Source organism: Malikia spinosa, assembly GCF_002980625.1.
GTDB classification, from domain to species: Bacteria; Pseudomonadota; Gammaproteobacteria; order Burkholderiales; family Burkholderiaceae_C; genus Malikia; species Malikia spinosa.
The window spans coordinates 34,861-49,921 of sequence record NZ_PVLR01000057.1; the positions used below are offsets into that span (position 1 = coordinate 34,861).

Annotated in this window: 8 protein-coding genes; 7 read left to right on the plus strand and 1 reads right to left on the minus strand. The window is 66.5% G+C overall.

Annotation, left to right across the window (positions count from 1 at the left end):
- Positions 1-1,027: 1,027 nt before the first annotated feature.
- The gene (locus tag C6P61_RS16130) at positions 1,028-1,924 is read right to left on the minus strand and encodes a ComEC/Rec2 family competence protein (RefSeq protein ID WP_105730945.1); all 897 of its coding nucleotides are present in this window, start codon (positions 1,922-1,924) and stop codon (positions 1,028-1,030) included.
- 135 nt (positions 1,925-2,059) lie between these two features.
- Here C6P61_RS16130 and C6P61_RS16135 point away from each other — a divergent pair, with 135 nt between their 5' ends.
- From C6P61_RS16135 to C6P61_RS16165, 7 genes are all read left to right on the plus strand, one after another.
- Complete coding sequence (locus tag C6P61_RS16135) at positions 2,060-5,584, plus strand: transglutaminase family protein (RefSeq protein ID WP_105730946.1); 3,525 nt, start codon at positions 2,060-2,062, stop codon at positions 5,582-5,584.
- A 14-nt stretch (positions 5,585-5,598) separates the two neighbouring features.
- Entirely contained in the window at positions 5,599-8,205 is a 2,607-nt protein-coding gene (locus C6P61_RS16140) for a circularly permuted type 2 ATP-grasp protein (protein ID WP_105730947.1), read from the plus strand.
- 5 nt (positions 8,206-8,210) lie between these two features.
- A complete protein-coding gene (locus tag C6P61_RS16145) occupies positions 8,211-9,122 on the plus strand; it encodes a transglutaminase family protein (protein ID WP_105730948.1) in 912 nt (303 codons plus the stop codon).
- A gap of 176 nt (positions 9,123-9,298) precedes the next feature.
- Entirely contained in the window at positions 9,299-11,929 is a 2,631-nt protein-coding gene (locus C6P61_RS16150; protein WP_105730949.1) for a sensor histidine kinase, read from the plus strand.
- A gap of 54 nt (positions 11,930-11,983) precedes the next feature.
- Positions 11,984-13,297: a PP2C family protein-serine/threonine phosphatase gene (locus C6P61_RS16155; RefSeq protein ID WP_105730950.1), complete on the plus strand. Its 1,314-nt coding sequence runs from the start codon at positions 11,984-11,986 to the stop codon at positions 13,295-13,297.
- 50 nt (positions 13,298-13,347) lie between these two features.
- Positions 13,348-13,815, plus strand: coding sequence for a RidA family protein (locus C6P61_RS16160; protein ID WP_105730951.1), 468 nt, complete (start codon positions 13,348-13,350; stop codon positions 13,813-13,815).
- Positions 13,816-14,003: 188 nt separating this feature from the next.
- Positions 14,004-15,061 (plus strand): ammonium transporter (locus C6P61_RS16165; RefSeq protein ID WP_105730952.1); only part of this gene is annotated, 1,058 nt, incomplete at its 3' end.

The following is a 15,061-nucleotide window of genomic DNA, read 5'->3' on the forward strand; positions in this document are numbered from 1 at the left end:
GAGTTGGCAAGGCCTATTCACAACATAGACGACAGGAAGGAACCTATGTCTGAAAGCGGTGGCGGTGGCGGTGGCGGTGGCGGTGGCGGTGGCGGTGGCACAACAGTTTCACCTGTGGCGGCATCTGGATTTTCGCGTTGCGCGCCGCCTTGGGCTCGCTTCTGAAAGCTGAGTCGCGGAAAGCGGCCATTGGCGAACTTCAGCTCACAACCTAAGCCAGTCATCGGTGGCAGGGTTCTGGCCGCCTGCTCCTGACCGGAGCTCCAGTTCGGTGCTGTCCAATATTGTCTCCAGGCACACTTGCCCTGGCATGCCCAAGTCAATGTTTCGTCTTTGGAGAGCAGCTGGTCGTCTGTCGTGTTTTTTGCAGAACAGGCCATGGCAGGGGTACCGGTTGTCGTGATTTTTGAATTAAGACGAATGTTTTGTCGTCTTTTTTGAAATAACATCGCCACCGCATGAGGCCGTTAGCCAAGGCCACGGCGGCAATCGAGACTCCGGGTTGCAGGCAAGCCTCGATGACAGAAGCTTGAAACTCATGGGGACCCCGCTGGCGTCCGCCTGGGAGCTGGGCGAAGTTGGTGTTCATGTGTCCGCGTGTAGATAAGCGGACACAAGTATCCTTCAGGGCATCCGCCTGCGGCGGACGAAGAGAAAACGACGCACGATCTGGTGCAAGATCTGGTCGAAATGGATGCGCTTGGCTTGTACTGATACCGACTGGGGTCGGTAATGCACCAGGATGATCCACTTGTGCACCATGTTGGCGATGTGCCCGTTGAGTCCAGACCGCAGCGACACCAACGTCCAACTGGACGGCTAGGCGATTTTTGTGTTCATGTGTCCGCTTAAATATTAGCGGATACAAGCATTCTTCGAGGGTGAAGTTACTCTCAAGACTGGGTTCGCCGGACCAGTCACTTACCTCAGAACAGAACTTTATTGTCAGTTACCGCCGACTGCAGAACAGATCTTTAATGTCATAGAAAAATTACTGAAAAGTTAATTATTAAATTAAATCAACAATTTACCAGAACAGAACTTTAATGTCTGTGACCAAATCGATCGCGGCCTGGTCGCCGACCACCAGCGCAGCCAGCACGCCGGCGGCGCGCGCATCCGGCACCGCGGCCTGGATCGCGGCGCGCACCGCCTGGCGCGCCTGCGCCACCGGCAACCAGACCTGGCCGGGCAGCAGCCGCGGCGCCGGCTGGGCGCGGCCCTCGCGCACCGAGCCGGTGGCCTGCAAGCCCTGCTCCCACAGCCACAGCTCGAGGTCGAAGCCCTGCGGATTGGCCAGGCCATGCGGGCGCTGCAGCCGCGCGACCAGTTCCCAGCGCTGCCCGGGCAGCAGGGTCGGCGGCGCGATCGGTGTCTGTTTCGTTGGCTTCGCTGGCTGCGCCTGGGCCTGGGCCTGGGCCTGGGCCTGGGCCTGGGCATCGGATTCTGCACTGCGGCTCCACCAGCCGAGCTGAACCCGGCTGGGCGGATCGACCAGCAGACCGTTCCAGCGCGCCGACTCGACGGCGAACTCGAACTGCACGCCGCGCTCACCTGGGCGCGGCAGCCCCGCCACATAGCCCACCAGCAGCAGCTCCTGGCCGTCGAGCGCCGCGGGCAGCACCTGGCCGAGGCGCTCGAGCGCGCGCAGGCCGGTCGAGCCGGCCATCAGCGCCAGCGCTGCAAAGGCCGCAAGCGCAGGGCGCAGCCAGACCCCGGCAACTGCCGACCGCGTCCATCCACGATGGGCCCCCAGCCCGCCTGGTCCGCCACTTCCAGCATTCCGGCGGCGAATCATCCAGGACAGCCCGGCCAGCCCACCCCCCAGCAGCAGCAGGCCCAGATAGGCGCGCGCGCTCCAGAGCGAGGGCTGCTGCAGCTGCAGCGCCACCCCCGTCACCGCGCCGAGCAGCGGAGCGATCATGACCCGGTCAATCCTTGACCATAATCAACAGATTCGTCATACAGACTGGCGCGCAACTTGCTAGGATGCTGTGAGCCAGATCCCTCCGATCGAGACGGTCCATATTCCCCAGCCTCCCATCCCTGAAAGTTACAGATGGCGATCCATGTTGCTCTGAATCACGTCACGCACTACCGCTATGACCGCCCGGTCAATCTCGGTCCCCAGGTCGTGCGGCTGCGTCCGGCGCCGCACAGCCGCACCAAGGTCCTGTCGTATTCGCAGAAGATAGAACCGGCCGAGCATTTCATCAACTGGCAGCAGGACCCGTTCTCGAACTACCAGGCGCGGCTGGTGTTCCCGAACCCGACGCGCGAGCTCAAGGTCACGGTCGACCTGGTGGTCGAGATGGCGGTGCACAACCCGTTCGACTTCTTCCTCGAGCCCAGCGCCGAGAACTTCCCCTTCGGCTACAGCCCCGAGCTGGAGGCCGAACTCGCGCCCTACCGCATCAAGTCCGAACTGACGCCGCTGCTGGCGGCCTACCTGAAACAGGTGGACCAGAAGGAGCAGCGCACGATCGACTTCCTGGTCGGCATCAACCAGAAGCTGCAGCAGGACATCTCCTACACGATCCGGATGGAGCCGGGCGTGCAGACGCCCGAGGACACGCTGACCAAGCGCAGCGGCTCCTGCCGCGACACCGGCTGGCTGCTGGTGCAGCTGCTGCGCCAGCTCGGCCTGGCCGCGCGCTTCGTCTCGGGCTACCTGATCCAGCTGACCCCCGATGTCAAGGCCATCGACGGCCCGAGCGGCACCGAGGTCGACTTCACCGACCTGCACGCCTGGTGCGAGGTGTTCCTGCCTGGCGCGGGCTGGATCGGACTCGACCCGACCTCGGGCCTGCTGGCCGGCGAAGGCCATATCCCGCTGGCCTGCACGCCGCAACCCTCGAGCGCCGCGCCGATCGATGGCGCGCTCGACGAGTGCGAGGTCGAGTTCGAGCACCTGATGCAGGTCACGCGCATCTACGAGTCGCCGCGCGTGACCCGGCCCTACAGCGACGAGCAGTGGCAAGAGATCCTGGCGCTGGGCGAGCAGGTCGACCGGGATCTGGTTGCGGGTGACGTGCGCCTGACCATGGGCGGCGAGCCGACCTATGTCGCCACCCGCGACCGCGACGCGGCCGAATGGAACACCGACGCGCTCGGTCCCACCAAGCGCAACTACGCGACCGAGCTGCTCGGACGCCTGCGCGATCAATACGGCAGCGGCGGCTTCGTCCATCTGGGCCAGGGCAAGTGGTACCCGGGCGAGCAACTGCCGCGCTGGGCGCTGTCGCTCTACTGGCGTGCCGACGGCGAGCCGGTCTGGCACGATCAGACCCGCTTCGCCGACGAGCGCGACCCGGCCCGCTATACGGCCGAGGACGCGCAGCGCTTCACCGAGGCGCTGGCGCGCAAGCTCGGGCTGGCAACCGACTTCATCACCCCGGGTTACGAGGACAGCTGGTACTACCTGTGGCGCGAACGCAAGCTGCCGGTCAACGTCGACCCGTTCGACTCCAAGCTCGACGACGAGCTCGAGCGCGTGCGCCTGCGCCGCGTCTTCAGCCAGGGACTCGAGGCGGCGGTCGGCTATGTGCTGCCGCTGCAGGCCAGGCACGAGGTCCAGGCCAGCGGGCCGCGCTGGGGCACCGGCCCCTGGTTCTTCCGCGACGAGCGCATGTACCTGATCCCGGGTGATTCGCCGATGGGCTATCGGCTGCCGCTGGACTCGCTGCCCTGGGTGGCCGCGCGCGACTACCCCTATCACATCGAGCAGGACCCGAGCGTGGCGCGCGACCAGCTGCCCGCAGGCGCGGTGTTCTTGCAGCAGTACGCGCCGCACCAGTTCGGCGGCGGCTTCGCCGAGGGCGGCGTAGTGGCGATGCAGAACCGCGAGTACGGCTGGCACGAGGCCGCCCAGGGTTCAGGCCTGGACGGCAAGGCCGGTTCCGGGCTCGAGGCGGGCATTGACAGCGGCACTGGAACCGGCATCGGCAACGATCAGGCCAGCGGCCTGACATCGGCCGACGCGGCCCGTCAGCCAGCCCGCCACGAGTCGGCGCACTGGCTGACCCGCACCGCGCTGTGCGTCGAGGCGCGCGATCCGCAACGCGCCAACGGCCCGAAGGCCGAGGTCCGCCATGGCGGCGCCAGCTGCCACCTCTACGTCTTCATGCCGCCGCTGCAGCGCCTGGAGGACTACCTGAGCCTGCTGGCCGCGCTCGAAGCCACCGCGGTCGAGCTCGACGTCCAGATCGTGCTCGAAGGCTACCCGCCGCCGCGCGACCCGCGCCTCAAGCTGCTGCAAGTCACCCCCGACCCGGGCGTGATCGAGGTCAACATCCACCCGTCGAGCAGCTGGGCCGAGCTGGTCGAGCGCACCGAGTTCCTCTACGAGGCCGCGCACCAGACCCACCTCTGCGCCGAGAAGTTCATGACCGACGGCCGCCACACCGGCACCGGCGGCGGCAACCATTTCGTGCTCGGCGGCGCCACGCCCTCGGACTCGCCCTTCCTGCGCAAACCCGAGGTGCTGGCCAGCCTGCTGGCCTACTGGCACAACCACCCTTCCCTGAGCTATCTGTTCAGCGGCATGTTCATCGGCCCGACCAGCCAGGCGCCGCGCGTCGACGAAGCGCGCAACGACCAGCTCTACGAGCTCGAGATCGCGCTGGAGCAGATCGCGCGCAACCGCGAACTGCACGGCGAAGCGATGCCGCCCTGGCTGGTCGACCGCACGCTGCGCAACATCCTGATCGACATCACCGGCAACACGCATCGCAGCGAGTTCAGCATCGACAAGCTCTACTCGCCGGACTCGTCCACCGGACGGCTCGGCCTGCTCGAGCTGCGCGCCTTCGAGATGCCGCCACATGCCCGCATGAGCATCGCGCAGCAGCTGCTGCTGCGCGCGCTGGTGGCCCGCTTCTGGCAGCAGCCCCAGGTCGGCAAGCTGGCGCGCTGGGGCACCGAACTGCACGACCGCTTCCTGCTGCCGACCTTCGTGCAGATGGATTTCGACGATGTGCTCGACGACCTGGCCGCCTTCGGCTACCCGTTCGACAAGGCCTGGTTCGCGCCGCATTTCGAATTCCGCTTCCCGCTGGTGGGCCAGCTCGCGACGCGCGGCATCGAACTCACCTTGCGCAACGCGCTCGAGCCCTGGCATGTGATGGGCGAGGAAAACACCTCGGGCGGCACGGCGCGCTATGTCGACTCCTCGCTCGAGCGGCTCGAGGTCCGCGTCAGCGGCTGGAACGACACGCGCTACCTGCTGACCGTCAACGGCCGCGCGCTGCCGCTGCAGAGCACCGGCACCGTGGGCGACTATGTGGCTGGCGTGCGCTACAAGGCCTGGAACCCGCCGTCCTCGCTGCATCCGACCATCGGCGTGCACGCGCCGCTGGTGTTCGACATCGTCGACAGCTGGATGCAGCGCTCGCTGGGCGGCTGCCAGTACCATGTCACGCACCCGGGCGGTCGCAACTACGACAGCTTCCCGGTCAACTCCTACGAGGCCGAGAGCCGCCGCCTGGCGCGCTTCTTCCAGATGGGACACACGCCGGGCCGGATGCAGGCCGAGCCGGCGCAACCGAGCCGGGAGTTCCCGTTCACGCTCGACCTGCGGCGCTGAGGCTTGTCAAAAGGATGGGACTGGGCGGCGAAACAGGCATACTTCGGCTGTCTTCGTCGCTCGTGCACCGTCTCACCTTGAACGCCATCCCACTGCCCAGTCCTCCCGCCAGCCCGGCCTGCCCCCAAGCCCTGGCGCTCTCGCTTGCCCAATCGGTTGCACCGGGGCATCGCGACGAGTTGCGCGGCGGCCTGGCCGCGGCTGACGGACCAGAAGGCCTGGCGCCCGAGTGGGGCGAGTTTTTCGACCACCTGGGCGCAGAAGGCCTGGCCGACCTGAACCGGCGCGAGCAAAGCGTGGTGCGCCAGTTGCGCGACAACGGCGTGACCTACAACGTCTACGCCGACCAGGACAGCCAGCAGCGGCCCTGGTCGATCGACCTGTTTCCGCTGATCGTCCCGGCCGCCGAATGGAGCAAGATCGAAGCTGGCGTGCTGCAGCGGGCCAGGCTGCTCAACGCCATCATGGCCGACCTCTACGGCCCGCAGCAGCTGCTGGAGCAGGGTTTCCTGCCGCCCGCGCTGGTGCAGGGACACCCGGGCTATCTGCGCGCCATGCGTGGCCTGCGTCCGGCGGGCGACACCTGGCTGCATGTGGTCGCGGTCGACCTAGCCCATGGTCCCGACGGCCGCTGGCGGGTGGTCTCGCACCGCACCCAGTCGCCCTCGGGCCTGGGCTATCTGCTGGAAAACCGGATCACGATCGGGCGCCAGTTCCCGAACGCCTTCAACGCGATGAAGGTCCAGCGCCTGGGCGCGAGCTACAAGGCGCTGATGCAGGGCCTGCGCGCGCTCAGTCCCAAGGGTGCCGACGCGCGCATCGCGCTGCTGACACCCGGTCCCTACAACGAAACCTACTTCGAGCACGCCTACCTGGCGCGCTACCTGGGCCTGCCACTGGTCGAGGGCAACGACCTGACGGTGCGCGACCAGCGGGTCTACCTCAAGACCCTGCACGGGCTCGAGCCGGTCGACGTGCTGATCAAGCGCCTGGGCGACGAATGGCTGGACCCGCTCGAGCTGCGCTCGGAGTCGGCGCTCGGCGTGCCGGGCCTGATGCAGGCCGTGCGCGCCGGCCATGTCATGCTGGCCAATGCGCCGGGCTCGGCGCCGCTGGAGTCGAGCGCGATGCTGGGCTTCCTGCCCGCGATCAGCCGGCAGCTGCTCGGCGAGGAGCTGCACCTGAGCTCGCTGCCGACCTGGTGGTGTGGCGAAGCCGCCAGCCTGGCCGACGGCCTGCACCGGCTCGAGCGCAGCGTGGTCAAGCGCACCTACCCGCGCACCAGCAGCGAGACCGAGATCGGCCCGATGCTGAGCCCGAAGGCCATGGCCGAACTGCGCGAGCGCATCCGCAAGCAGCCCGACCAGTACACGCTGCAGTCCTATCTGCCGCTGTCCCAGCAGCCGACCTGGCGCGAAGGCGAGATCGTGCCGCGCGCGGTCATGCTGCGCGTGTTCGCGCTCTGCGACGGACCGCAATCCTGGCGCGTGCTGCCCGGCGGACTGGTGCGCATGGCGCCGCCCGGACAGGCGATCGCCTCGATGCAAAGCGGCGGCAGCAGCGCCGACTGCTGGGTCCAGACCGAGGGCGAGATCGACCGCACCAGCATGCTGCCCGATGCGCACAACGCGCGCGCCCATGCCCAGCAAAAGCGCATCGTCTCGAGCCGTTCGGCCGAAAACCTGTTCTGGCTTGGCCGCTACACCGAGCGCGCCGACAACAGCCTGCGGCTGGCCAGGCTGACACTGCGCCTGCTGCAGGGCGAACAACTCAACAGCGCCGACCTGCTGAAGTGGCTCAGCACGGCCGCACGCCGCCACGGCCTGGTCCCGTTCGATGCGCCCGATCCGGCCCAGTCGGTGCGCGGATTCGAGCGCCAGCTGATCCAGCAGCTCGGCGTCGGCTCGGGCGCCACCAGCGTCGGCTACAACCTGCGCGCACTGCGCCTGTCGGCCGACCAGGTGCGCGAACGCCTGTCGCTCGACCTGCGCGCGCTGATCGAGCGCGTCGACGCACAGTTCACGGCGCGCCATGCCCTGCTCTGCGCCGACGCCGAGTACGCACCGCAGGAAGCGCTCGACGCGCTCAACGAGGCCAGCGGGCTGCTGACCGCGATCACCGGCGAGCAGACCGACCGCATGGTGCGCGATGACGGCTGGCGCATGCTCAGCATCGGCCGCCACATCGAGCGCTTGCACACGCTGGCGGGCTCGCTGGCGCTGGCGATGGAGAGCGGCTGCCTGCGCCATGACGACGGTTTCGAGGCCGTGCTGGCACTGTTTGACAGCACGATCACCTTCCACTACCAGTACCAGCAGCGGCGCGACCGCACCGCGCTGCTCGACGTGCTGATCGTCAACCGCGACAACCCGCGCTCGCTGGGCTGGGTGCTGTCGACGCTGCGTTCGCGCCTGTCCAAGCTGCCGCGCGCCAAGGAGGACGGGATCAAGCTCAAGAGCCTGCTGCCCGACCCCGACGACTGGACACTGGACCAGCTCATGGAGCCGCCGCTGCTGCCGCTGATGCGCCAGATCGAGGGCTCGATGCTGATGCTGTCGACCCAGCTCGCGCAGCGCTATTTCAGCCACGCCGACCGCGTCAACACCAGCCTGATGGCCTGATCCCCATGCTGCTGCGCATCGTCCACCACACCCGCTACCGTTACCAGACCCCGGTGCTGCTGGCCCAGCACCTGGCCCACCTGCGCCCGCTGGAATGGCAGGGCCAGCAGGTGCTCGAGCACCATTTGAGCGTCAGCCCCGAACCCAGCCAGCTGCAGCAAGGCCTCGATGCCTTCGGCAACTGGCGCTGCTTCTTCGCGCTGCAAAGCGCGCACAAGACCCTCGATGTCGGCGCCGACAGCCTGGTGCAGACCCGCCCCCCCGCGCCGCTGCCCGATTCGCCGCCCTGGGAAGCGGTCTGCGAGGGCTTTCGCTACCACGCCGGCGCGCGCTACCTGCCCGCGAGCGAATTCCTGTTCGCCTCGCCCTATGTGCCGCGCGACGAGGCCTTCGCCGCCTTCGCGCGTCCGGTCTTCACGCCCGGGCGGCCGCTGCTGGAGGCCTGCGAGGCACTGTGCAGCAAGATTCACACCGATCTCAAGTACGAGACCGCCAGCACCGAGGTCAACACGCCCGCGCTCGAGGCGCTGGCGCAGGGCAAGGGCGTATGCCAGGACTTCGCCCACATCATGATCGGCTGCCTGCGCAGCCTGGGCCTGGCCGCACGCTACGTCAGCGGCTACCTGCTGACCCAGCCGCCGCCAGGACAACCGCGCCTGATCGGCGCCGACGCCTCCCATGCCTGGGTCTCGGTCTGGTGCGACGGCGCCTGGCATGACTTCGACCCGACCAACGACCGCTGCGGCAGCCCGAGTCCGGGCGAGGACTATGTCACGCTGACGCTGGGCCGCGACTTCGGCGATGTCTCGCCGCTGCGCGGCGTGATCCAGGGCGGCGGCGCGCACCTGCTGCAGGTCGATGTGACGGTGGCGCCGCCCGGGGAGTACCCGGACCAGGACCTCGTGCCCCCCGCTTGAAGCCGCCTGACGGGAAGTCTCGGTACGACTTCCCAGCCCTCTCGGTCGCCACCGGCCGGCCCTCCAGGCAAGACTTGCACATGACGGCCGATGCCGCAGCGCTGCGACTTGTTGGCAAGATAAAATTTCCGATTTCAACAACAAAATCGGTTTTCCGCTGACCTTCTGGCCAAGCCATGTCCTTGCCGATCATTCAGTTCAAGCTCAAATCCAAGCTGACGGCTTTGGTGATCGGCCTTGTCGTTTTCCTGACCACGATCCTGGGCTTCTACTTCGACGGCGTGCTCAAGGCCCATTTCCGCGAACAGGCCCAGCAGCAGCTACAGCATGGCTTCGACCGTCTCGCGCTGCACCTCGAACAGACCGAGGCCGAGCTGCGCGAAGGCGTGGCTTTCGTGCAGCAGGACCTGCAGTTCATCGCCTCGATGGATCTGATCGACCGATACCAGGACAAGAGCCAGTACAACAGCTTCCTGATCGACGAGGAAAAAAAGAGCCTCGCAAACGCCCTGCTCACGCATGCCAAGCTCGCCTTCCACCACAGCGCGGTGCTCTACGACCGCCACGGCGAGCTGATCGCCTATGTCCGCAAGGCGCAAGGCCGCTACCGGCTGACCTACATCACGTTCGCCGACGGCCAGGCCGCCGCGCAGCAGCGCGACGAAGGCGAGCTGCTCTACGCGCCGGCCCCGCTGCCGCCCCAGAACGGCTTGGTGCGCCTGCAGCACCCGAGCTACCGGAAACGCGGACCTGATGGCACGATCATCATCAGTTACCACCCGCTCGACGACAGGCTGCTGATCCGCTCCCACCTGAGCATAATGCGCGACGATGCAGGGGAAATCATCGGTCATATCGAGATGAACCGGGTCATCGACCGCAGCTTCTTCGAGAGCTTTTCGCGCGATCTCGGCTATGCCATGAGCGCCAGCTTCGTGAGTCCGCGTGCCGATCGCGCACAGCAGTTGGACGCCAACCTCACGGCTCCGCCGATTGCGCTGATCGAGAACCGCGACACCTTCATCGGCGTCATCAGCAAGCCGACCACAAGCGGGACGGTCTATTTCACCGCCCAGCTACCCCATGCCCAGGGCGAAAAGCTGCTGAACCGCAACCAGCGGCAACTGGTGGGACTGCTGCTGCTGGCGATCGGCTGCACCCTGCTGCTGGCGCACTTCGTGCTGCGCCACCTGCTGGAGCGACCGCTGGCCGCACTGCGCCTGCAGATCGAGCGAATCCAGCAGCAAGATAGCTCCAAAGCCATGCTGGTCAAGAGCGGTGACGAGATCGAGGCGGTCTCGAGAACCCTCGACCAGCTGGCTGCAACCGTCAATGCGCGCGAGCAGGAGCTCGAGCAGCAGCGGCAGGACCTGGAAGACCTCCTGATCCAGCGCACCGCCGACCTCGCTGCGCTGCACGAGATCGGAATCCGCCTGCGTGACGCCAAGGAAGTGGCCGAAGGAGCCAACCAGGCCAAGTCCGAATTCCTCGCGGTCATGAGCCACGAGCTGCGCACCCCGATGAACGGCATCCTCGGTATGGCGCAGCTGCTCGACAGCCAGGAATTCAGCGCGGCCGACCGCCACAAGCACCTGCAGGTCCTGCTCGACTCCGGCCAGCAGCTGCAAGCCCTGCTCAACGACATCCTCAATTTTTCGCAGTCCGAAGCCGGTGAAGGCCCGCTGCAGCTGGTCGACTGCGCATTGCCCGGGCTGCTGCACGACTGCGTCGCGGTCTTCGAGGCCGCTGCACGCCACAAGCACCTGCAACTGAAAAGCCACTGCGAGCTGGGAACGCAAACCCATTACCGGGTCGATCCGCTGTGCCTGCGCCAGCTGCTGTCCAAGCTGATCGACAACGCGATCAAGTTCAGCCACGAAGGCCAGATCCGGGTCGAACTCAACGCCCTCGAGAGCGACGAGGACAGCACGCTGCTCGAGTTCTCGGTCAGCGACACCGGCATCGGCATCGCCGCCGAACAGCTCGGCACGGTCTTCGAGTGCTTCAAGCAACTCGATGGCTCGAGGACGCGCCGCTATGGCGGCAGCGGCCTCGGACTCGCGATCGCGAGCCAGCTCGCGCAGCGCATGGGCGGTGAGCTCGGCGTCAACTCCGAGCCCGGTCGCGGCTCGCGCTTCTGGTTGCGCCTGCGCGCGCCGCACGCCGGTCGCCAGCCCACGCAGATCGCACAGCCGGTCCTCGACCTCGATCAAGCCACCAAGGCACTCGGCGGCGACCAGGACCTGCTCAGGACGGTGCTCGCCAGTTTCCAGCAGGACTTCTCGGACGCCGCCGATCGGCTCAGCGCCATGCTCGCGCGCAAGGAGTTCGGGCCGGCACTGCGGTTGCTGCACACGATCAAGGGGCTCGCCCCTCTGTGCGGTGCTGGTGCGCTGCACCGCCTGGCGCTGCAATTCGAGCAAGGCCTCAAGCAAGGCGATCAGCGCCTGCTGCAGGCGTTCAACGCCTGCCTGCAGCAAGCGCTAGATGCGGCCCAAGCGCTGTGCGCGCCAACCGGTACCGCCCTGTCCAAGGCATCAGCCGCACCAGCCAGTCCAGACGAGCCAGACGCTGCCGGCATCAGGCTCGGCGAACTGCCGCCCCTGCTCGAAGCGCTCGCACACCTGCTCGAAGGCAACCAGGTCCGGTCCCAGCCCTGCAGCGAGGCGATCGAGGCGCTGCTGGCCGGCACCCGCTGGCAAGCCGACTACGCCCCGATCGGCGAAGCGATCGCGAACTTCGACTTCGAAATCGCGCTACAACAACTGCAGAACTTCGCCAGCAAGCACCAGCGCCACCGGCCCTGACACCGCCTGCAACCGGTCCCGCGAAGCGCTTGATAAATCAAAACAAGGAGTAACATGAGTCTGTCACACCCCCTCCCGCGTGTCCTGATCGTTGACGATACCCCCGCCAACATTAAGGTTCTGATCGCGATGCTGCAAGATGACTACGAGCTCAGCGCAGCGACTTCGGGCCAGCAGACGCTGAACCTGCTTGCCAAGGGCCAGAGGCCGGATCTGATCCTGCTCGATGTCATGATGCCAGGCATGGACGGCTACGAGGTCTGCGCCACGCTCAGGCGCGATGCGGCCACGCGCGACATCCCGGTGATCTTCGTGACTGCCAAGACCGACGCCGACAGTGAGGCGCTCGCGCTCGCCAGCGGCGGCGTGGACTTCATCCACAAACCGCTCAATCCGGTGGTCGTGCGCGCGCGTATCCGGCTTCACCTCGAACGGGCGCGCCAACAGCGCGAACTCGAGGCGCTCAACCTGCAACTGCAGCGCAGCCTGGCCGCCCGCATCGAGGTCGAGCAGGAACTCGCCGACTGGCGCGCGCGCGAAATGGAATTCTGCTCAACGATTCAGCAGCAACTGCTGTTCGGCACCCCACCGCCGGACCTGCAAGGCTACTCGGTCGCCTACCACTCGGAACCCTCGCAGGGAGTGGACGGCGACTTCTACACCTTCACCAAGCTCGGTCCGACCTCCTTCGAAGTCCTGACCGGGGATGTGATGGGCAAGGGCCTGAAGGCCGCGATGACGGCCGCTGGCATCAAGAGCGCCTACGACAAGGCCTTGGCCCGGCTGTGCGCCAAGTGCCTGGCCGGCCTGCCATCGCCGGCCGAACTGGTCAACGCGATCCATGCCGACATCACGCCCCGGCTGATCCAGCTCGAGACCTTCGTGACAATGACACTGCTTCGCTTCGACAATGCCACGCAGACCGTTACCTGGGTCAACGCCGGCCATATGCCGACCCTGCTGGCGCCCAAGGACGGACGCGAGATCATCGACCTCATCGGCGGGAACATGCCATTGGGCATCCACGAGTCCGAAGTCTATGAGGAGCATGTCGATGCCTTCGAAATCGGTGACACGCTGCTGCTTTACTCGGACGGCATCTCCGAGGCCGTTGATCCGGAGAATGTTCCGTATGGAGACGAGCGCGTCAAGCGCATCCTCGACCTGGGCCAGCGCAGCCACGCCAAGCCCCCGATGATCATGAACTCCCTGCGCAGCGACCTCGCCGACTACACCCAGGTCACTGCCGGCGCCGACGACAAGACCGTGATCGTGATCCAGGCCACGCCGATACCGGCTGCGCCGCCCTCTGACCGTCCCGGGGGCGATCTGGACCGGTCTCTGTGCATGAGCCCGCTCGGCAGCTGAGGCATGGCAATCCTTAGAATCGACCCATTTACCCCTGATCGGAGTCCCGAATGAGCGTTTACGCCCGCCTGCAAGCCCTGAACATCACCCTGCCCCCGGTCGCCGTGCCGGCTGCGGCCTACCTGCCCTATGTGCAAAGCGGCAAGCAGCTGTTCCTGAGCGGCCATATCGCCAAGCAGGACGGCAAGCCCTGGGTCGGCCAGCTCGGCCTGACCATGGCGACCGAGCAGGGGCGCGCCGCCGCACGCGCGGTCGCGATCGACCTGATGGGCACACTCGAACATGCCTGCCGCGCCGCCGGCACCGACCTCGACGGCATCAAGCGCCTCGTCAAGGTCATGAGCCTGGTCAACTCGACCTCGACCTTCACCGAACAGCACCTGGTCACCAACGGCTGCTCCGAGCTGCTCGGCGAGGTCTTCGGTGCGGCCGGCACCCATGCGCGCAGCGCCTTCGGCGTGGCGCAGATCCCGCTGGGTGCCTGCGTCGAGATCGAACTGATCGCCGAACTGGCCTGAACCATTGACCGGTCGGCGCGGTGGGTGCCCAGCCAGGCACGTCGCCCGCGCCGGCGGGTCAATCTGAAACAAACGCCAAATCTGTGCATATTGCGCAGACTTGGCTTGTTTTTTGCTTGCTTTTGGTGCAAGGCTGGACAAAAGCCGAAATCTGCATCAAGAATCCACTCTTTTCACCAAAAACAAGCATGGACGCACTAAAACAGGGCGCGGATGCCCTCTTCATCCTGCTCGGGGGCATCATGGTGCTGGCGATGCACGCCGGCTTCGCCTTTCTCGAGCTCGGCACGGTCCGGCAAAAGAACCAGGTCAACGCGCTGGTCAAGATCCTGGTCGACTTCTCGGTCTCGACTGTGGTCTATTTCCTGGTCGGCTATGGCGTGGCCTATGGCAGCGGCTTCCTGGTCGGCGCCGAAACGCTGGTGCAGAAGAACGGCTACGAGCTGGTCAAGTTCTTCTTCCTGCTGACCTTCGCAGCGGCGATTCCGGCCATCATCTCGGGCGGTATCGCCGAGCGCGCGCGCTTCTGGCCGCAACTGCTGGCTACCGCCGTCATCGTCGGCTTCGTCTATCCCTTCTTCGAGGGCATTGTCTGGAACCAGCATTTCGGCGTGCAGGCCTGGATCAAGCAGCTGACCGGCGCCGAATTCCATGACTTCGCCGGCTCGGTAGTGGTGCATGCCGTCGGCGGCTGGATCGCGCTCGGTGCCGTGCTGCTGCTGGGCCCGCGCGCCAACCGCTACCGCAAGGACGGCGCCATGAGCGCCCACCCGCCGTCGAACATCCCGTTCCTGGCGCTGGGCTCCTGGATCCTGATCGTCGGCTGGTTCGGCTTCAACGTCATGAGTGCACAGACGCTTGACAAGATCTCGGGCCTGGTGGCGGTCAACTCGCTGATGGCCATGGTCGGCGGCACGCTGGCCGCACTGGTCGCAGGCAAGAACGACCCCGGCTTCGTGCACAACGGCCCGCTGGCCGGCCTGGTTGCGGTCTGCGCCGGCTCGGACCTGATGCACCCGCTCGGTGCGCTGGCAGTCGGCGCAGTGGCCGGCCTGCTGTTCGTCGGCATGTTCACGCTGACGCAGAACCGCTGGAAGATCGACGACGTGCTCGGCGTCTGGCCGCTGCACGGCCTGTGCGGTGCCTGGGGCGGCATCGCGGCCGGCATCTTCGGCCTGCAGTCGATGGGCGGCCTGGGCGGCGTGAGCTTTGCCGGCCAGCTGCTCGGCACCGCCCTGGGCGTGGG